Origin of the sequence: Pseudomonas sp. URMO17WK12:I12, assembly GCF_000514395.1 — a bacterium.
In the GTDB taxonomy this organism is placed as follows: Bacteria; Pseudomonadota; Gammaproteobacteria; order Pseudomonadales; family Pseudomonadaceae; genus Aquipseudomonas; species Aquipseudomonas mucoides.
On sequence record NZ_AZVV01000020.1, the window covers coordinates 93101 to 112758 of the forward strand.

The following is a 19658-nucleotide window of genomic DNA, read 5'->3' on the forward strand; positions in this document are numbered from 1 at the left end:
GGACATCAATTGACGGTCAAGGACTTCAAACCGAGTGCGAGTATTCGTGCGTCCTGCCCTATCCCGAACTGTTTGGGGGTGACCGCATCGGCAAATTGAAATTGCAGCCTCAGCACCCCCTGACTCGATACCCGTTGCTGCATCTCGTGCGTGATGGGCACGTCGATAAAGTTGCCATCGGCTTGCTCAAGCCGGGTATTCAGCGCCGGCATGCCATTGATGCTGATGACGACACTTTGCCCTGCATGCCCTGGTGGTAGAAACGCCGTGGCCTCCAGACGCAAGGAATGCACCGGCGCCGGAACCCGGAACATGACTTCAGCTTCGGGACCTTCGGACCAGGTGCCCCAGAGCTCCGAATCGGACCAGCCCCTGGCCAACATCGCCCGCCCCTGGCTGCCATAGGCAAATACGGTTTTTTGTCCGGAATCGAGGGATGGAATCAGCTCCAGCGGGTTGACCTGCGGTGTGGCCTGCAAGCAAGTGCTGCAGCGTTTCCAGCCCGGCGCCAGCACCGTAAAGCCATCAATCCGGGTAAACAGGTCCGATTGGGCATCAATATTCATCACAGACTGGAGCAGCGCACGCTCATCGAGCAGGTACAACGAATCGGCATCATAATTTCCCGACTCCATTTCACGAGCCGTCTCCTGCTCGGATTTGATCCAGTTGACCGTGTCCATCCGCCCAAGGTAAACGGCATTCGTCGCCAGGCCATGGACACCGGCAAAATCAGCCACCGCCATCCAGTGCGGGGAGAGGTTCTGCGGAACAATCCAGCGGACATTCTTGTAATGAGCTGCGGCGCTTTCCCAGAACGGATCAATCATGGGCGAGGTCCACTTCGCGGCCGGCGCGACCATCAACTGCTTGCGTACCCCCTCCCAGCCCGCATGGGTGTCCAGCACCTGAATCAGCAACGCCAGCGACATCAGACTCACGGCGGTTCGAGGTGTGTTGGCCCGGATCACCAGGAAAAGGATGGTGAAGATAATCGCGTAGTAGACCGGCCAGAACATCCGTCCAGATGCACGGAAGACATTGGCGATAGAGATCACTACCGGGGGCAACGGATAGGTGAGCTCGAGCGAGCCCATCGCCACATGGTTTGACAGCGAAAACAGGGTAAGCCCTGCCAGTGCCAGAAACAGCAGCGGTTGCCGCCCCAGTCGCTGGCGAAAACCGGTTTTACCCTGCAGCAAGCCCACCACGGCACAAATGCCCAGCGTGATCACCCCAAGACCGAGAAACAGAAATCCTTCGCCGTCACCGAACCCTTGAACACCGGGTAAATCCTTCAATACATAGGACCACTGCCCCGGATCGATCAGTGACAGCAGGTTCATGGCGTACATGCCAAAACCATCGGAAATCGCGCCACTGCCCACCGAAAAATAGCCCGCCTGCCAGCAGCAAAAACTGACCAGCGAAAACAGCCCGATCAATTCGATGGCAGCCGACTGCAGCGTCATTTTTTTCCTGAAATAACCAGCCGTGAGATCGGCGATCCAGATCACGGCAACCATCGCCAGAAAGTACGCATGGATCAACGCGGCCGCCGCCAGCAAGGCGCCCCAGGCCAGACGACGACGGCGCAAATTCGGGTGCAGCCCCAGATACAACGAAGCCAGCACCAGAAAATGCCCACCGAGTGACAAATGGAACGGCATGCGCATGATCATCGGTGGCGCGAAGACAAACAGCGCCGTTCCCACGGCACGTACGCCCACATGGGAAGAAACCAGCCCCAGCAGTTTCCACGCGAACCAGGCCTGCAAGACGAAGCAGGCGAGGAACCACAGCCCGAAATACTGGAAAGGCATCGGCAATAGCGAGGCAAACGGTTTGAACAAGAGGGCCAGCAGCGGGTTGGAATCAGAGAAAATGATGCCGTTACCCAACTCCAGCCCGTAGGAAGGATTGAGCCCGACAGGAAAGGACCACGGCGACTGACGGAAAAACACCCAGCCCAGATAATGCGTCGCCGGATCACCGTTCCCCAGCCATGCAATGTTTTGCGGGTTCAGCGCCCTCGGCCCAACCACGATGAAAAAAGCCACAACACCGATCAATACGGGCAGCAGATTGAGCGGCAGGCGTTTAACAAGATCCTTCATCGGTACGTCCAGAAGTTATGCAGTACAAAGGTGAAGGCCGGAATCGTCAGCGCCACGGCGCCAATCCCCAGCAAGTAATGCAGCCCGGCCATCTGCGCGGCCCAGGCCACCAGCATCGCCAACAGAAAACCGGCGCCGGACACCATCATGAAACGCAGCAGCGTCCGGCCGTGCAATCGTGCGGAAAAACTCCAGGTGGTATTGATCACGTAGGACACCACGGTCGCCACGGCAAACGCCACGCCGTTGGCCAATGGTGGCAACGGCGACACGTAATTGATGAACAGCACGGCCACCAATGCATGCAGGGCGGTGACGAACAACCCGGTGACGGCAAAGCGCAGGCCACGCTTGATCAGGGCGGATTTTTCGGTTGACGTCACGGTTTCTGCGCCAGCACAAACACCGTCAACCCGGCCAGACGATTGGCCTTCATGAACGGCAACTCGATGTTGCACAAGGTCTTCAACAGCGTGTTCACCAGCGGGTGATGCTGCTTGAGTTGCGAACGTGGCGGCGACGGTTGCGCGCCTTTGGGCAGCAATCGCAACGTGGCGGCAATCGGGAACACCAGGCCGAAATAGTAAGTGCCCTGCTGCACCGTCAAGCCGGCCGCTCGGGCCACGGTTTCCAGTTGCGCCAGGGTGTAGCGGCGTTTGTGCTCGAGAAACTCATCATGCCCGCTCCAGAGAAAACGGAACGCCGGCACCGTCATCAGGAATCGGCTGCCAGAGGGGACTTTGTCGACATAGGCCTTGAGCAACCCGACGTCGTCGTCGACATGCTCCAGCACGTCCATCAGCAACACCAGGTCGGCGTCCACCGCATCGATTTCGCGCCGGTAATGCACCGGTTTGCCGGCGGTGCTGGCGTCCGAGTCGGCGTCGTAACTGATGTCCACACACCACGCTTCGCTGGCCGATGAATGACTCAGCAGATGGTGAGAAAAGAACCCGGAGCCTGCGCCCACATCGAGAATTTTCCTGATCGGAGTGCTGCCGAGCAACCGTGTGGTCGCCGCCGCTTTGGAGGCGTAATACCAATGCTGATTGATGCTTGAACCGAGAATGTCGGTTTCCTTGAGATCCACGGTTCAGTCCTTGGGGTCATAGACACGCCGCACCAGATACACCGGCCGGCGTTTCGATTCGATGTAGGTTCGGCCCAGGTACTCACCCAGCACCCCGATGCCGATCAATTGCAGGCCGCCCAGAAAGGTGACCGCCACCATCAACGAGGCATAACCCGGAAGGTCGATACCGGAAATCAGGGTGCGCACGATGATGAAGATGGCGAACGAGAAGGAAATCAGTGAAACGAGCAGCCCGAGGTAGGTCCAGATCCGCAGCGGTTCAGTGCTGAAACTGGTGATGCCCTCCAATGCGAAGTTCCACAACCGCCAGCCATTGAACTTGGTCGCTCCGGCCGCCCGCTCCGGGCGCTCGTAGTTGACCTGGGTGGTGCGAAAACCGACCCAGGCGAACAAACCTTTCATGAAGCGCCGGGACTCGGGCAAGGACTGCAAGGCATCGATCACGCAGCGGTCCATGAGGCGGAAATCGCCGACGTTTTCCGGCAGGTGTTGCTCGGCGATTTTGTTGTGCAGGCGGTAGAACCAGTTGGCCGAGGTCTGTTTGGCCCAGGAGTCGGTGTTGCGACTCACACGATGACCCAGCACCACTTCATAACCTTCACGCCAGCGGGCAATCATCTCGAGAATAACCTCGGGCGGGTCCTGCAAATCAACGTCGATCGGCACCACGACCTGGCCGGTGGCGGTCTGCAAACCTGCGGTCAACGCGGCTTCTTTGCCGAAATTGCGGCTCAGGTCAACGATGCGCAGGCGCGGGTCCGTCAACTGGCGTTCCAGCAAAAGATCCAGTGTGGTGTCGGTGCTGCCGTCATTGACGAACACCAGTTCCAGACCGATCAGCGCCTCGTCCTTGAAGACGTCATTGATCCGCGCGAGGAACAAGTCGACGGTGGCGGCTTCATTGAACACCGGGATGACGAGCGATAACGCCAAATGCCCGGCCAGTTGCGTTCCGTGCTGATGAGTCAATTGATTGCTCTTTTTTATAGTGGTTTTTCTACAATCCGGGGTCGTCGACAGTTTCTCGACGCCATGAGTCGAGTCGTATTAAGCAGGACCATGGGAGGTGATGCAAGGGCGAATCAGAGGGGGTTTTGGCCATTCCCACCGGCCTGCCGGCGCTGGCAGAAATATTTTAAAATGCCTGGAAACAAATGCCCGGTGGCCAAAAAAGCCAGCTCCGCTAGGCTTGCCCCCGACGCGTCACACAGGTTGTCGCAATAACCCATCGCATGGAGCGAGCAGTATGTATTTCGAGATTTACAGGCAATCCAAGGGCACCCCGAGCACCGGCAAAGGACAATGGCGCTGGCGGTTGAGGGCGGGGAATCACGAGACCATCGCCAGTGGCGAGTCGTATGTGAACAAGGCCGATTGCCTGCATGCCATCGGGTTGATCAAAGGGGTTGAGGGTGAGACGCCGGTGAAGGAGATTTAAGCCTGATAGGCATTGCCCAGGCTGCCCGGCTGGGGTAGGTGGCGAGCCATTGGTTTTTTGGCTGGATTCACTGTCCTCATCGCGAGCAAGCTCCCACAGTGGATTTGCGTCGTTTGCAAAACCTGTGGGAGCGAGCTTGCTCGCGATGGGGCCGCAAAGAACACCATCAAACGCCAGGTAAAAACCCGCCTCAAACCGGCAACGGATACAACGCCTCATCAAACTGCGCCAACCGCGGAAACTGCATCGGCTGGTCATCGCTCAAGTGCTCCAGTCGCTGCTGATAGCTCACCAGGAATTCCTTGCGCGCCTCGTCGCTGATGTACGGCACATGCCACGCCACAAACGGTTCCAGCACGTCGAAGCCGACATACGCCAGCGTGCCGCGCAGGATCGGCCGCAGCATGTCTTCCAGAGGACCATGAATCGCGCCGTCACCGAACATGTGTTCGCGCCCGCCCAGGGTCACGGTCACCAGCGCCTTCTTGCCGCTCAAGCCGCCCTGATCGTAAAAGCGCTTGCCGCCGTAGCAGATCCCCGACACCAGCACCCGGTCGATCCAGCCTTTGAGCATGGCAGGCGCCGAGAACCAGAAAATCGGGAAATTGAGGATCAGCAGGTCAGCCCACAACAACTTGTCGAGCTCTTGCTGGATGTCCGGCGCCAGCGACTGGCTTTTCACACCCAGCCGTTGCTCCAGCGCATACACCAGGTACTCCGGGTTCTCCCGCGAAGAAAAGTCATCGGCACTCGCCACCGGGTTCCAGTTCATCGCGTACAAGTCGCTGACCTGCACCTCATGCCCTTGGGCTTCAAGGGTGGCGACGGCCTGGTCACGCAGGGCGGCGGTGAAAGATTGCGGTTCCGGGTGAGCGTGGACGATCAGTACTTTCATGACAATTCCTTAAACATTGACCAACGTTGAGTTTGAAGTCGCAAATGCAAGCCCGTCCATCGAGCGGTCACACCTGAATCGCCTTCACTTCAACGAATTCGTTAAGCCCTTCCTCGCCCCACTCCCGGCCATTGCCCGATTGTTTGTAGCCACCGAAGGGCGCCTGATAATTGAACGCTGCGCCGTTGAGGAAGCACTGCCCGGCACGCAACTGCCGCCCCAGGTGCAAGGCGCGTTCGGCACTGCCGGCCCAGACACCGCTGGACAGGCCGAACGGCGAATCGTTGGCGAGCTGAATCGCCTGCGCTTCATCGGTGTAGGGAATCAGGCACAGCACCGGGCCGAAGATTTCTTCCTGGGCGATGCGCATCCGGTTATCAACATCGGCGAACAGCGTCGGGCTGACGTAGAAACCACGCTCGAAGGCGTCGGCCGTATCGCCGCCGCACACCCGCCGCGCGCCTTCCTGCTGGCCGACCTGAATGTAGTCACGCACGGTGCGCCGTTGCGCCGCCGAACACATCGGCCCAAGGAAACTCTGCGGGTCCAGCGGATCGCCCATGCGCAGGCTTTGGGTTTCGGCGATGGCCAGTTCCACCGCTTCGGCGTAACGACTGGCCGGCAGCAACATGCGAGTCAGCGCGGTGCAGGTCTGCCCGGAGTTGATCATCACGTCTTGCACGCCGTAGCGCACAGCAGCGGCGAGGTCGGCGTCTTCGGCAATCAGCAGCGGCGACTTGCCGCCCAGTTCCAGGCACACGCGCTTCACCGACGGCGCGGCGGCTTGTGCCACGCGAACCCCGGCGCCGGTGGAGCCGGTGAACGACACCATGTCGACATCCGGGTGTTTGGCCAGCGCTTCACCGACCTTCGAGCCCGGCCCGCTGACCAGGTTGAACACGCCGGCCGGCAAGCCGATGGCTTCAATCATCTGCGCCAGCAAAAAGGCGTGCAGCGGGGTTTCCTGGCTCGGCTTGACCACCACCGTGCAACCGGCAGCGAGCGCCGGGGCGAGCTTGCCGATCAATTGATGCAGCGGGTAGTTCCACGGATTGATGAAGGCGCACACGCCCACCGCTTCGCGAATCACCAGCGAGTTGCCGACCTCACGCACTTCGTCCATCAGGCCTGCGAGTTCGACGTACTGCTCCAGCCCAGTGATCGGGCCGTCGACCTGCACCGAGCGGCACCACTGCACCGGCATGCCCAGTTCAGTGGTGATAACCGAAGCCATCTCATCAGCCCGCGCGCGCAACTGCTCGGCGAGGGCGCGGATGTAACCGGCCCGCACACTCGATGGCGTGCGCGACCATGAGCTGAACGCTTTGCGTGCGGCGGCCACCGCGTTGTCGACATCGCGCTCATCGCCCAGCGGCACTGAACCTGCGACTTCTTCCGTGGCCGGGTTGATCACCTCGGCGATGCCCTGCCCCGATGGGGTTTGCCAGCGGCCATCGATAAACAGCGCTTTATGGTTATGCATAAACCTGAGACTCCAGCAATTCAGTGGCGCAACGGGTGATGCGCTGGCAGGCGTCACGCAACGGCTCCGCGCCCAACACCAGCCCCAGGCGAATGTGCCCGGCAGCGCTCGGACCGAAGGCTTCACCGGCCAGCACCGACACGCCATGGCGGTCGAGCAAGCGGTCGGCAAACGCCTGGGCGCTGAGCCCGGTGTCGCGGATATCGACCATCACGAACATCCCGCCATCGGGTTTCAAGGCCTTCACGCCGGGGCAATCAGCCAGGCATTCGCAAACCAGATCACGGCGTTGGCGATAGGCTTCGCGCATGGCCTCCAGCTCGGGCAAGTTGCTTTCCAGTGCAACGACGGCGGCGTCCTGCACGAAGTCCGGCAAGCCATAGAGCATGCACAGCGCGAGGTTTTCCAGGTGCGCCGCGAGCGCCGGTGGTGCCACCGCCCAGCCGATTCGCCAGCCGGTCATGGCGTGGGATTTCGACAGGCTGTTGAGCGTCGCGGTGCGCTCGGCCATGCCCGGCAAACTGGCCGGGCTGACGTGCTCGCCGTCGAACAACAACTCGCTGTAGACCTCATCGGAAATCAGCCACAGGTCGTGGGCGATGCACAGGTCGGCCAACGCCTGCCAGGTGGCGCGGGACAAACTGGCGCCCGACGGGTTGTGCGGACTGTTCAGCGCCAATGCCCGAGTGCGCGGGGTGATGCGGGCCGCGACGTCTTCAGGCAGCACACGGAAACCGTTTTCGGAGCGCACCGGCACCGGAATCACCACAGCGCCACAGGCACCGAATACCGCTTCATAGGTCACGTACATCGGCTCGGCGACAATCACTTCATCGCCAGGGTTGAGCACGCACTGGGCGACGCTGAACAACGCGCATTGCGCGCCGGCCAGGACAATAACCTGATCGGCCGAGACCTGTTGACCACTGCGGCGGCCGTAGTGCCTGGCGATGCTTTCACGCAAGGCGCGCTTGCCACGCACGTCGGCGTAGTGGGTGTTGCCGGACAACAGGCTGTCGATGGCGGCCTGCACGATCGGCGCCGGGGTGTCGAAATCCGGGTCGCCAACCGACAGCAGCAGAATGTCTTCACCCTGCTCCTGCAGCGCGAGTGCGCGGTAATGGATGTCCCACGCGGCAGCGCCGTCACCGGCGATACGTTGAGTCAGATCGGAAAAGCGCATGGCGATACCTCTGCCAGAAAATGAAAATCAGTGCGCGCACGCGTGCTTGAGTTCGATCAGGGTCACGCCGTTGCGCTTGAAGCCGTGGCGCAGATCGGTTTGCAACTCGGCGAGGCTTTGCGGCTGGCTCACGGTGCAACCGAAGGCGCGACCGAGGGCGGCGAAATCCGGGTTGCGCGGCAGTACGCCAATCGGTTCGATGTCGAGCCCGAGCATGTCATCGCGAATCTGCCCCAGCGCGTCGTTGTTCCACAGCAGCACCACCAGCGGGCTGTCGAGCTCTTCGACGGCGGTCGCCAGCTCTTGCGCGGTGTAGAGGAAACCACCGTCGCCGACCAACACCAGCCCTGGCCGCTGCGGAGCGCCGAACTTGGCGCCGATGCCGGCCGGCAAGCCATAGCCCAAGGTGCCGTAACCGGTCGGGTGCAACCAGCTGCGCGGTGCCAGGCTGTTGAAGGCGTAGTTGCCGGTGTAGGCCAGTTGGGTCATGTCGGTGCTGATGAACGCGTCGGCCGGCAACTCGGCGGCGATACGGTCAAGGATCGCCTGGTGGATCGACTGCAACGGGCCATGGCTTGCCTTCACAGCTTCGCGCAAGGCCCCGACGGCAGAAATCGCTGCGCTGGCATCACGCGCGGTGGACGGCAGACGTTCCAGCAGCGCGACGAGGGTTTGTTGGGCATCACCGTGTAATGCCACCGCACACGGGTAGAAATCGTTGAACTTGCGCGGGTCGATGTCCACGCGCAACAGTTCGGCATTCAGCGGCAAGCGCTCGCGCCAGAAATCGGTGTCGGCCATTTCAGTGCCGACCGCCAGCACTGCATCGGCCTCGGCGATCAGGTTCCAGCCGGGTTCAACGCACAGGGTCGAGCCCGCGTTCAGCGGCGCATCCGGCGGCAACAAACCTTTGCCGGCGACGCTGGTGAACAGCGGCGCGGCGAGTCGGGTGCTGATCTCTTGCAGCGCTTGTTGCGCATTCAACGCGCCGCCACCGGCAATGATCATCGGCCGCTTGGCGTTTTGCAGCTTGGCCACAGCCTCGTCCAGGGCGGTGGTTGAGGCGGCGCCACGACCTGGACGACGGACCACGTCGTTGCTCCAGTCGCGGCTGATTTTTGCCGACAACACGTCCAGCGGCACCGAGATGTGCACCGGGCGTGGACGCTCGCTGTCGAACACCGCGTAGGCCCGGGCGATCAGTTCGGGCAGGTCCTCGGCGCTCAATGCGACCGCCGAGAACGCGGTGATCGGTGCGGTGATCGCGCGTTGGTCCTGGGTCTCGTGCAGACAACCCCAACCCTTGCCGAGGCTGGCGGTGTGGTTGACGCTGGAAATCACCAGCATCGGAATCGAGTCGGCATACGCCTGGCCGATACCGGTGGCAGCATTGGTCACGCCCGGCCCGGTGATGATGAAGCACACGCCCGGTTTGCCGCTGACGCGTGCATAGCCGTCAGCCATGAAACTGGCGCCCTGCTCGTGGCGGGTCAAGACGTGGCGTATGCCGCTGCCGGGCAAGCCGCGATACAACTCCAGCGTGTGCACGCCGGGAATGCCGAACACGGTGTCGACGCCGTAGTTGGCCAGCAGACGCACCAGGGCCTGGCCACCGGTCAATGTTGTGGTTTGCATGTTCACATCCTCACTCGTGGCCAAGGCGAATCAACGCATCGACCGCAGTCGTGCCAGCGGCACCGACCAACAATGGGTTCACATCGAGTTCCAGCAACTGCCCGGCGTTTTCGCAGGCGTAATCGGCCACCGCACGGATCGCTGTCACCAGCGAATCCAGATCCGCCGCTTCGCGTCCGCGAAACCCTTGCAGCAACGCCGCACTGCGCAGGCTTAAAACGGCCTTGCGAATGGCGCCGTCGGTGGTCGGCAGCAGCAGGCTGCAACTGTCTTTGAGCAATTCCACCAGAATCCCGCCAGCACCGATAACCAAGGCGAGACCGAAGTCGCTTTCGCGTTTGATACCGACGATCAATTCAGCCAGCGGCGGTTTAGCCATCGGCTCCAGCAGCACGTGATCGAACGGCACCTGCGGCGCGTACTCGGCAATGTTTGCGCGCATTTTTTCCAGGGCGGCGCTCAGGGCCGTGGCGTCCTTGAGGTTCAGCGCTACGGCACCGGCTTCGGTTTTGTGTGGCAGTTGCGCGCTGACCGCTTTGAGCACCAACGGATAACCCAGTGCGTCGGCGTCACTCAGCGCGTTGTCCGGCGTGCTCATTACGCCGTTGGGCGTCGGCAGGCCGAAGGCATGCAATGCTTTTTTCGAATCCCACTCGTTGAGCAATCGTCCTTCGCCAACCAAGGCGTGCGGACAGTGCGGCACCAGCGCCGACTCACCGAGCGCCAGCAGCGCCTGACGATTGCGTTGATAACCGGCGATTCGTCCCCACGCCGCCAAGCCGTCTTCCACGCCTTGCAACGCAGCGACGCCTTGCGCATGCAGACGTTCACGAGCGTGAGCCGGAAGCAATTCGGGAAACGCCGAGGTGACGAAACCGGTCTTGCCGTGGCGCACCAGCGCGGCGCAAAACAGCTCCAGCAGCAGGTCGCATTCCTTGCGCTCCCCGGTGAACTCAGCCGGGTAATCAAGCACCAGCATCGCGGCGTCGGCTTCGGTGCGCAGGGCACTGTCGAGCATGCGGTTCAACGCTTCGCCGTCACCCCAGATCGCCGTGGTGAAATCCAGCGGATTGACCAGGTTGGCGTAGGTTGGAAGGACCTGTGCCAGTTCCCCGACCTGGCCTTCATCGAGCTTGGGCAGGCTCAAGTCATTGCGTTCGGCGTAGTCGGCAATCAGCCCGGCATCGCCACCCGAACAGGCCAAAGCGATCAGGCTGTTACCCGCCGGCAACTGGCCGCAGGCCGCGGCTTTCAGGGTTTCGACAAAACTCACCGGGCCACTGACGCGGATCACGCCGAGGCGCGCAAACAGGCTGTCGTAGAGCGCGTCGGAGCCCGACAGCGAACTGGTGTGACTGAGCGCCAGTTCGGCACCGATCTGCGACACGCCGGTTTTCAGGGCGATGATCGGGATGCCCTTCTCCAGCGCCTTGTGTGCGGCACGGGCGAAACCCGGCACGTTTTTCAGGCCTTCGAGGTGCAGGCCGATGGCCGTGACGCGCGGCTCATCGAGCAACACGTCCATCAATTCGGCAATGCCCAGTTGCGCCTGATTGCCGACCGACGCCATGTAGGCCACCGGCAGCGAGCGGTCGCTCATCGACAGGTTATAGGCGAAGTTGCCGCTCTGGGTCAGCACGGCAACACCCTTCTCCACCGGTTTGCCGCCATGGGCCACCGGCCACAGCGCGGAGCTGTGCAGGTAGTCGAGCAAGCCGTAGCAGTTGGGGCCGAGCAACGCCATGTTGCCAGCCGCTTTGAGTAACTGTTGTTGCAAGGCCTGGCCTTCAGCGCCGGTTTCGGCAAACCCGGAGGCGTAGCAGATCGCGCCGCCCGCGCCCTTGGCCGCCAGTTCGGCGACGCAGGTCAGGGTCAGTTCGCGGTTGGTCGCGATGAACACCGCGTCCGGGCCGCACGGCAGTTCGGCGATGTTGCGCACACACGGCACGCCTTCAAGTGTGTCGTGCTGCGGATTGACCAGCCACATCTCGCCTTGGTAGCCACCTTCGGCGCAGCGCTTGAGCGCGCGGGCCATGCTGCGGCCACCGACAAACGCCAGATGGCGCGGTGCGAGCAGGCGTTTGAGGTTGTCACGAATCGTCTGCGACATAAACATTCTCCGGGCCGATCAGCGCAACAGCGGCCGCAGCAATTCGCGGGAAATGATGTGGCGCTGGATCTCCGAAGTGCCTTCCCAGACACGCTCGATCCGCGCGTTACGCCAGATGCGCTCCACCGGGCATTCATCCATCAGGCCCATGCCACCGAAAATCTGCACCGCCTCATCAGCGACCTTGCCGAGCACTTCACTGGCGAACAGTTTGGCCATGCCGGCTTCGCCATCGGTCATGGTGCCCTGGTCCATTTTCCACGCGGTGTGCAGGGTCAGCAGTTCGGCCGCGCGGATCTGCGTGACCATGTCCGCGAGCTTGAACGAGACACCTTGATAGGTGCCGATTGGCTGGCCGAACTGCTTGCGATCCGCCGCCCATTGCAGCGACACATCCAGCGCCCGTTGCGCCTGACCGACGCAGTTGGCGGCAACCATGACGCGCCCGGCAGTCAGCCAGGCGTTGGCCACGTCCCAGCCCTTGCCGACTTCGCCCAGCACTTTGGACGCGGGGACACGGCAATCGTCGAAGAACATTTCGTAGGTGTGGTAACCGCGGTTGCTCACGCACTTCGGACCGCGGCGGATGGTCATGCCCGGCGTGTTGCGGTCGACCAGGAACGAGGTCACGGCATTGCGCTGGCGGCCGTTGTGCTCGTAGGTGTCGGTCACCGCGAAGACGATGGCGAAGTCGGCGTGGCCGGCGTGGCTGATGAAGTGTTTGCTGCCATTCAGAATGAAGTCATCACCGTCGCGGACGGCGCGGGTCTTGATCGCGTTGGCGTCGGAACCGGCACCCGGTTCGGTCAGCGCGAAGCAGTCGATTTTCTCGCCCTGGATGCACGGCAACAGGTAGTCGTTGATCTGATCACCGGTGCAGGCCATGAGGATTTTCGACGGCCGGGCAACGAACACATGCAACGCCCAGGAGACCTTCGACAGCTCTCGTTCGATCAGCGCCTGAGACAGGTAGTCCAGACCGCCGCCGCCGACTTCTTCCGGCATGTTGAAGGCATAAAAACCGGCGGCGATGGCCTTGCCGCGAATCTGTGCCGCCAGCTCCGGGGAAACTTCGTCGGCACGGTCGACCGCTTCCTCATGGGGCAGCAGTTCCTTGGTGACAAAACTGCGTACCGCGTCCACCAACATTTCTTGTTCTTGGGTCAGTTGGAAATTCATGGGGCTACCTGTTGTTCGTGTGCTGGAGGTGGTGTCGGGACTTAGCGACCGATGAAATTGGCCGGGCGTTTTTCGATCGAGGCGCGCAAGGCTTCGTTGCCGTCTTCGCTGCGGCCGCACAACAGGCCGGCGGCGAGTTCGGCTTGCAGCTGCTCGGGCAGGCTGCGCTGAGCGCCTTCACGCATGAGTTTTTTGGTCTGGGCGAAGGCGAATGTCGGGCCGTTGGCCAGGCGCGAAGCAAGTTCAGTGGTGACGTCGAGCAGTTGCTCATCGGCGCAGACTTCGCCAACCAGGCCGGCGGCCAACGCGCGATCGGCGCCCCACAATTCGTCGAGGAACAACAGGCGTTTGGCTTGTTCAGTACCGATCAGCCGAGGCAGATGCCAACTGGCGCCAGCGTCCGGCGAGTAAGCCATGCTGGTATAGCCGGCCTTGAAGCGCGCCGATTGCGCAGCGATGCGTAAATCGCAGCACAGCGTCAGGTCCATGCCGGCGCCGACGGCAGTGCCGTTGATGGCGGCGATGGTCGGTTTTTCCAGGCTGTACAGACGACTCATCAAGGCGTGAGCGGTTTCGGTCCAGCCGTAGGTTTCAAGGGCGCCACGGGCTTCGGCTTCGGCCCATTCGGCCAGGTCGGCACCGGCGCAGAAACTGCGACCGCTGCCGGTCAGCACAACGACTCGCACGGCGGGGTCGGCGTTGAATTGGTCCAGCAAGGCGTGGAGGTTTTTCAGGGTCGGGATGTCCAGCGCATTGCGCTGGGCCGTGCGATTGAGGGTGATCCAGGCAACGCCGGCTTCAACCTGACTGAGCAGAGAAGATTGAGTAGTCATGCGAATCCTCGAATTATTGTGATTGGTCTGAGGTGATGCGACTTGAGGCCATACTAAACGAGTGTTCAGTAAGGCGGCAATCGGCAGGAAAATGCGCTGTAACAGCTTAAAAAGCTGTCTATCTGATTGTATTTAAAGGATTTATTTTATTTATCCAGCGCCATGAAGATAGCGCTGTTACAACTTCGAACAACTGCCTACAGCCCACCGCAAAACAACTGTGGGAGCGAGTTTGCTCGCGATTGCGGTATCCCATTCAACATCTCTGCTGACTGATCGACCGCTATCGCGAGCAAGCTCGCTCCCACAGGGAATCGTTTGGAATCAAGGAATTAAACGGTCGGCAAACTCGGTGCCAACACCGCTTCGCGCTTGCGATGAATCAGGAAGTACGCGCCGTAGCACAACGCAATAAACCCAAAGCCCCAGTACAGCGAAGGCCGTTGCGTTTCATCCAGCGCGAGAAACACAAACAACGAGCAGCACAACGCAATGCACGTCAGCGGCAGCAGCGGGAACCACGGCGCCCGGTACTTCAGATCACTGAGCTTGCCGCCATCACGCAGATACGCCCGACGGAATTTGTACTGCGCCAACGCGATCACAATCCAGGTCACGGTGCCGGACATGCCACTCACTGCCATCAGCACCATGAACAGCGTGTCTGCCGCGACAAAACTGGTCATCAGCGACACCAGTGCAAAGCACAAGGTGATGCTCAGCGCCCGCAGTGGTACGCCGCGCTTGCTCAAAGGCGACAGGCTTTTCGGCGCCATGCCGGTCTTGGACATCGCCCACAGAATGCGCGTCGAGGCATACAGGCCGGAGTTGCCCACCGACAGAATCGCCGTGAGGATCACGAAGTTCATCAGGTCAGCGGCATAAGGAATGCCGACCATGTCGAACACCTGCACGAACGGACTTTCCATCAACCCGGCCTGCTGCCACGGCACAATCGCCGAGAGCACCACAATCGCCAGCACGTAGAAAATCAATACGCGAAACACCACGTTGCGCACCGCGCGCGGGATGCTTTTTTCCGGCTGATCGGTTTCGCCGGCGGCCACGCCCATGATCTCGCAGCCCTGGAAGGCATAGACCACGGTCATCATCACCGCGAACACCGCCGACAGGCCGTTGGGGAACAGTGAGTCGCCGATCAGGTTGTTCATCATCGGCGCCGGAGCACCACTGGTCAGCGGGATGGCGCCGAAGATCACCAGCACGCCGACGACGATAAAGCCCAGAATCGCCGCGACCTTGATCCCGGAGAACCAGTATTCCGCTTCACCGAAGGCGCGGGTCGCCAGCGCGTTCAAACCGAACAGCACCACCACGAACAGCGCCGACCAATACCAGATCGGCACCGCCGGAAACCAGCGCGTCATCAACATGCCCGCCGCCGTAAATTCCAGGCCCACAGTGGTCGCCCAGCTCATCCAGTACACCCAGCCGATCATGAAGCCGGTGGCCGGCCCGATGAATTTGGTGGCGTGGGTTTGAAACGAGCCGGACACCGGCATTTGTACGGACAGTTCGCCCAGGCAGACCATCACCAGGTACATCAGGAAACCGGCGACCAGATACGCCAGAATCGCGCCCACCGGCCCGCCCTGGTTGATGGTCACGCCGGAGCCCATGAACAGCCCGGTGCCGATCACGCCGCCCAGCGACAACATGAAAATGTGCCGGCTTTTCAGGGCGCGGGTGAGTTGGATGCCTTTGGTTTCGGTAGATTCGCTCATGTTCGCACCTCAATAGTCAGCAAGGTGTGCGGCATGGCGCGGGGAAGGATCAGCTTTACGGCAGTTCATTATTATTATCTCCAATAAGCTTCGAAGACCGCGCTGTGGCGGTTGCCTCGATTATTGGAAGCGCATGTAAGGTCCGATTGACCGTAAAGATCAAAGTTGTAAAAAGTCGTAACGAACTTGTACGTCAGCGGGACAACAACTCAGCCAGCGTCTGTTGCGAACGCCGCAATTGCGCATGAAGTTGAGAAGCCAAGGTCCGCATCGTCTGCTCATCATTGACCATCGCGGCCTCTTCCAAAGCGCGCAGCACATTGGCCAACGCACGAAAGCCCAATGAGTCGCTGCTGCCGGCCAGTCGATGGGCCAGGTGGGCGACTTCAGTGCAATCGTCAGCCTCGATGGCTTCGGTGAGTGCGTCACGATGCTGATGGATCGAGTCACGCAACACCGCCAGCAAGCCCTGCAGTTTCTGTTCCCCGAGCAAGGTCCGATGGGTGTACAGCAGCGGCCAGTCCATCGCCTCGTCATCTGGTTGCGATGTGGACACCGGCAGTTGCCCGGCCAGCACTTGTCGCAGGTTTTCGAGCTTCAGCGGCTTGGCGAGAATGCCGTCCATGCCGGCCTCCAGATAACCGCGCATCAAGGCCGGCTGCACGCTGGCGGTCAGGGCGAAGATCCGCGCCTGACGGTTCGGGCCTTGGGTGTGGCGGATCAGCTTGCACAGCTCGACGCCGCTGATGCCCGGCAGGTGCACATCGAGCAGGATCAAATCGAAGGCTTGCCCGGCACACTGCGCCAGCGCCTGCTCGCCTTCTTCGGCAAGCCAGACCTGATGCCCGTCACGCTGCAACAAGCCGCTGACCACTTCGCGGTTCAGCGCCACATCCTCGACCACCAGCACCTTCAGCGCCTGCACCGACTCGCTGCTGTGCGCCACCGTGGTGAGGCCGGTAGACGCCTGCAACGTCAGTTCGAACCAGAAACAACTGCCCCGCCCGACTTCGCTTTCGACGCCAATCCGCCCGCCCAACTGCTCGACCAGATGCTTGCTGATCGCCAGCCCGAGACCGGTTCCGCCAAAGCGTTGCGCCACCTCTTCGCTGGCCTGGGTGAAACGTTCGAAGATCTTCTCCTGCATGGCCGGGGCGATGCCAATGCCGTTGTCTGTCACGCTCACGCGCAGCCGTTGCCCGGTCTGTTCCGGACCTTGAGCCAGCAGCGCGACGTCGACCTCAACCTTGCCGCCTTCGGTGAACTTGATCGCGTTGGCCAGCAAATTACTCAGCACCTGACGCAAGAATTGCTCGGCTCCGTGATAGCGCTCGGCGACCTGTGGATCGATTCGACAGTGCAGCGTCGTGTCGTTGCTCAGCGCGCGCGGTTCCAGCAGCGTCAGCACCTCATCGAGCAATTGCCGGACCGAAAAGTCGACCGGTTCCGGGTGACTGACGCCCTCCTCCAATCGCGCGAAATACAGCACTTCGTTGAGAATCGACAGCAGCCCTTCGCCCGCCTTGTACAGCGCATCCAGACGTTTGCCGTCACGCTCATCCAGACGTGCGCCGCGCAGCAATTCGGCCATGCCGAGAATGCCGTTGAGCGGGGTGCGCAACTCGTGGCTCATGGTCGCCAGAAAACGCGACTTGGCGAGGTTGGCGGCCTCGGCTTCGTCCTTGGCGCGCATCAGGCTGGCGGTGCGGCGCTCGACCAGCCTGAGCAATTCATCACGGTTGTCTTGCAGGGCCAGCCGATCGGTTTCGCGGCGGTCAATGTCGCTGAGAATGGCCCGGCGCATGTCGTCCAGCGCGTGGGCCACGGTGTCGATTTCGTCTTCGTGAACGTGCCGGCGTTTGTCCAGGTGCAACGGCTCGTGCCAGTCACCGGCAGCGATGCGTCGGGCAAACTCGGCCATGACTTGCAGGTGCCGGGTGACCAAGCGGTAGAACAGCCCCGACAACGCCACGGCCAGACCGCACAGAAACACGCTCATCCACAGCAGGCTGGTCAAACCGGTGGCGAACAGGCGCTGATGCACCGCGCCCAGATCGGTGCTGACCTCCAACTGGCCCAAGTGCCGTGAAGGCCCGGTTGGTGGTTGATAATCCAGTTCAAAACGCTCGATGCGCAACGGCCCGATCGGGTCGGCATTGCCTTGCAGCAGATCGAAATCGGGGCTGATCAGGTGCACCCGCGCCACATCGGAAAAGTCCACCAGGCCCCGCAACTGCACGTTCAGTTGTTCCTGGTTCAAGTCCCAGAGACTGCGCTCCAGACTGGCCAGGTAACCGGCCCGAATCAGCTCCATGCGCGAGTCGATGTCGCGCATCTCGCGGCGGTATTCGAAGTACAGCTGCACGGTGCTCGCCAGCACGGTGAAACACAGGCTGAACAACAGAATAAACAGCAGCAGACGTCGCAGTAATCCACCCGGACGCGCGCGGATCATTTGGCGTTCGCCGGCAGGTTGACCATGTCACGGTAGGTGACTTCGCTTTCATTCAACCACTGCTCGACTTCTCCAGCATCGACCATGCGTTTCAGTTGCGCGTCGATCTGCGGCATGCGCTTGGCCAAGGGGGACTTGCGCGATATGGCCACCCGCAAATAGTCGACGCTCAAGGCATTCGGTAGCGCGACGATGTCTTGCGCGCCCGGCAGGTTCTCGACGTACAGCTGACCGGTGCGTCGTTCCGAGGTGATGAAATCGATACGTGCGCGGATCAGTTTGCCGAAGTTCTGGCCGCTGTCAGAGACCCATTCGATGTTCTGGTGTTGCGCGACCAAGCGATCGAAATCGACGCCGTAACTTTCACCGAACAGCAACCCGCCACGGTAATGGGCCAGGTCCTCCAGACGCTCGAATTTCACCGGGTGCTGACGATTGATGAACAACGCTACCTCCTCGCGCAACACCGGCACCGTCGAAAACACCATGCTCTGCTCCCGTTGCGCGGTGCTATAAGCCAACACCACATCGACCCGGCCTTCAGCGACGTCGAGCAGGCAGCGCTTCCAGTTGCCCAGCACGACGATGTCGACGTCATAACCCAGTCGCCCAAAGAGGTTTTTCACCACGCTCGGGGCCAGGCCGCGTACTTGTTTGCCGTCACTCCAGGAGATCGGCGGGTAGACCGGGTAGTCGCAGTAGCGCACTTTTTCCGCGGCCATCGCGCGGGTCGCGGCCAGCGCCAACAGCAGGCCAAATACCCGCCACATCGGGTTCAGGCCGCCACGCTGGCGGTGAACAGGTAACCGGCGCCGTGAATGGTAATGATCAATTGCGGCTCGGCCGGGTCGTCGTGCAACTTGCGGCGCAAGCGTCCGACCAGCACGTCGATGGAGCGATCGTTGGGTACCCATTCGCGGTTGCGGATCTGGTCCATCAATTGATCGCGGCTCAAGGTGTGGCCGCTGTTGCGCAGGAACACGCTGAGCAATTGGTACTCGCCGTGGGTCAGCAGGGTTTCGGTGCCTGTCGGGTCGATCAGTCGTCGGCGGTCGGTGTCCAGCGCCCAGTCAGCGAACTGTTTGACCGGTTTGGCGACGGCTGCCACCGGTTGCGGCGTTTGCGCGTGACGCACCCGGCGTATCAGGTTTTTCGCCCGGGACACCAGTTCGCGAGGGTTGAGCGGTTTGATCACGTAGTCATCGGCGCCGCATTCAAGGCCGACGATGCGGTCGATTTCGTCGTTGCGCCCGGTGATCAGAATGATCCCGACTTCCGAACGCACCCGCAGCTCCCGGGTCAGCGTCAGGCCGTCCTTGCCCGGCAGGCGGATATCGAGCATCACCAGATCGACCGTCTGGCTCGCCAGGAACGTGTCGGCCAGCTCCGCCGTGGCGGCGCAATGCACCTCGTAACCTTCCTGGGACAAGTAGGCCTGCAGCAGTTCGCGAATCAACGGATCGTCGTCGACGATCAATACCCGAGGAGTCAT

General features: G+C 61.4%; 16 protein-coding genes. 1 reads left to right on the forward strand and 15 read right to left on the reverse strand.

The window, feature by feature from the left end:
• Positions 1 to 5: 5 nt before the first annotated feature.
• The 4 genes from D882_RS0125630 to D882_RS0125645 are packed head-to-tail and all read right to left on the reverse strand — an operon-like array spanning position 6 to position 4179.
• Positions 6 to 2117, reverse strand: a complete 2112-nt coding sequence (locus D882_RS0125630; RefSeq protein ID WP_027925884.1) for a DUF6311 domain-containing protein — start codon at positions 2115 to 2117, stop codon at positions 6 to 8.
• Positions 2114 to 2500 carry a GtrA family protein gene (locus tag D882_RS0125635; RefSeq protein WP_027925885.1) on the reverse strand — a complete coding sequence of 129 codons (387 nt, stop codon included), beginning with the start codon at positions 2498 to 2500 and terminating at the stop codon, positions 2114 to 2116. Before D882_RS0125635 ends, D882_RS0125630 begins: the two co-directional genes overlap by 4 nt.
• Positions 2497 to 3207, reverse strand: coding sequence for a bifunctional 2-polyprenyl-6-hydroxyphenol methylase/3-demethylubiquinol 3-O-methyltransferase UbiG (locus D882_RS0125640; protein WP_027925886.1), 711 nt, complete (start codon positions 3205 to 3207; stop codon positions 2497 to 2499). Before D882_RS0125640 ends, D882_RS0125635 begins: the two co-directional genes overlap by 4 nt.
• A 3-nt stretch (positions 3208 to 3210) precedes the next feature.
• Entirely contained in the window at positions 3211 to 4179 is a 969-nt protein-coding gene (locus D882_RS0125645; RefSeq protein ID WP_027925887.1) for a glycosyltransferase family 2 protein, read from the reverse strand.
• Positions 4180 to 4456: 277 nt separating this feature from the next.
• Between D882_RS0125645 and D882_RS0125650 the strand changes: the two genes are divergently transcribed.
• Entirely contained in the window at positions 4457 to 4648 is a 192-nt protein-coding gene (locus D882_RS0125650; protein WP_010462174.1) for a DUF1508 domain-containing protein, read from the forward strand.
• 190 nt (positions 4649 to 4838) lie between these two features.
• On the opposite strand, the gene D882_RS0125655 is transcribed toward D882_RS0125650, so the two are convergent.
• The 11 genes from D882_RS0125655 to D882_RS0125705 form a co-directional block, all read right to left on the reverse strand.
• Positions 4839 to 5543, reverse strand: coding sequence for an NAD(P)H-dependent oxidoreductase (locus D882_RS0125655; RefSeq protein WP_027925888.1), 705 nt, complete (start codon positions 5541 to 5543; stop codon positions 4839 to 4841).
• A 67-nt stretch (positions 5544 to 5610) separates the two neighbouring features.
• Positions 5611 to 7026: an aldehyde dehydrogenase family protein gene (locus D882_RS0125660; RefSeq protein ID WP_027925889.1), complete on the reverse strand. Its 1416-nt coding sequence runs from the start codon at positions 7024 to 7026 to the stop codon at positions 5611 to 5613.
• On the reverse strand, positions 7019 to 8209 hold the full coding sequence (locus tag D882_RS0125665; protein WP_027925890.1) for a pyridoxal phosphate-dependent aminotransferase: 1191 nt from the start codon (positions 8207 to 8209) through the stop codon (positions 7019 to 7021). The genes D882_RS0125660 and D882_RS0125665 overlap by 8 nt, the downstream gene beginning before the upstream one ends.
• A 27-nt stretch (positions 8210 to 8236) precedes the next feature.
• The gene (locus D882_RS0125670) at positions 8237 to 9844 is read right to left on the reverse strand and encodes a 5-guanidino-2-oxopentanoate decarboxylase (RefSeq protein WP_027925891.1); all 1608 of its coding nucleotides are present in this window, start codon (positions 9842 to 9844) and stop codon (positions 8237 to 8239) included.
• A gap of 10 nt (positions 9845 to 9854) precedes the next feature.
• The gene (locus tag D882_RS0125675; RefSeq protein ID WP_027925892.1) at positions 9855 to 11954 is read right to left on the reverse strand and encodes an acetate--CoA ligase family protein; all 2100 of its coding nucleotides are present in this window, start codon (positions 11952 to 11954) and stop codon (positions 9855 to 9857) included.
• 18 nt (positions 11955 to 11972) lie between these two features.
• Positions 11973 to 13133: an acyl-CoA dehydrogenase family protein gene (locus D882_RS0125680; protein WP_027925893.1), complete on the reverse strand. Its 1161-nt coding sequence runs from the start codon at positions 13131 to 13133 to the stop codon at positions 11973 to 11975.
• Positions 13134 to 13174: 41 nt separating this feature from the next.
• Positions 13175 to 13966 (reverse strand): enoyl-CoA hydratase/isomerase family protein, encoded by a 792-nt coding sequence (locus tag D882_RS0125685; RefSeq protein ID WP_027925894.1) that lies wholly within the window; start codon positions 13964 to 13966, stop codon positions 13175 to 13177.
• 332 nt (positions 13967 to 14298) lie between these two features.
• Positions 14299 to 15711 carry an amino acid permease gene (locus D882_RS0125690; protein ID WP_027925895.1) on the reverse strand — a complete coding sequence of 471 codons (1413 nt, stop codon included), beginning with the start codon at positions 15709 to 15711 and terminating at the stop codon, positions 14299 to 14301.
• Between the two features lie 193 nt (positions 15712 to 15904).
• Entirely contained in the window at positions 15905 to 18166 is a 2262-nt protein-coding gene (locus D882_RS0125695) for a hybrid sensor histidine kinase/response regulator (protein ID WP_027925896.1), read from the reverse strand.
• The gene (locus tag D882_RS0125700) at positions 18163 to 18936 is read right to left on the reverse strand and encodes an ABC transporter substrate-binding protein (protein ID WP_027925897.1); all 774 of its coding nucleotides are present in this window, start codon (positions 18934 to 18936) and stop codon (positions 18163 to 18165) included. Before D882_RS0125700 ends, D882_RS0125695 begins: the two co-directional genes overlap by 4 nt.
• A gap of 5 nt (positions 18937 to 18941) precedes the next feature.
• Positions 18942 to 19658 carry a response regulator gene (locus D882_RS0125705; RefSeq protein WP_027925898.1) on the reverse strand — a complete coding sequence of 239 codons (717 nt, stop codon included), beginning with the start codon at positions 19656 to 19658 and terminating at the stop codon, positions 18942 to 18944.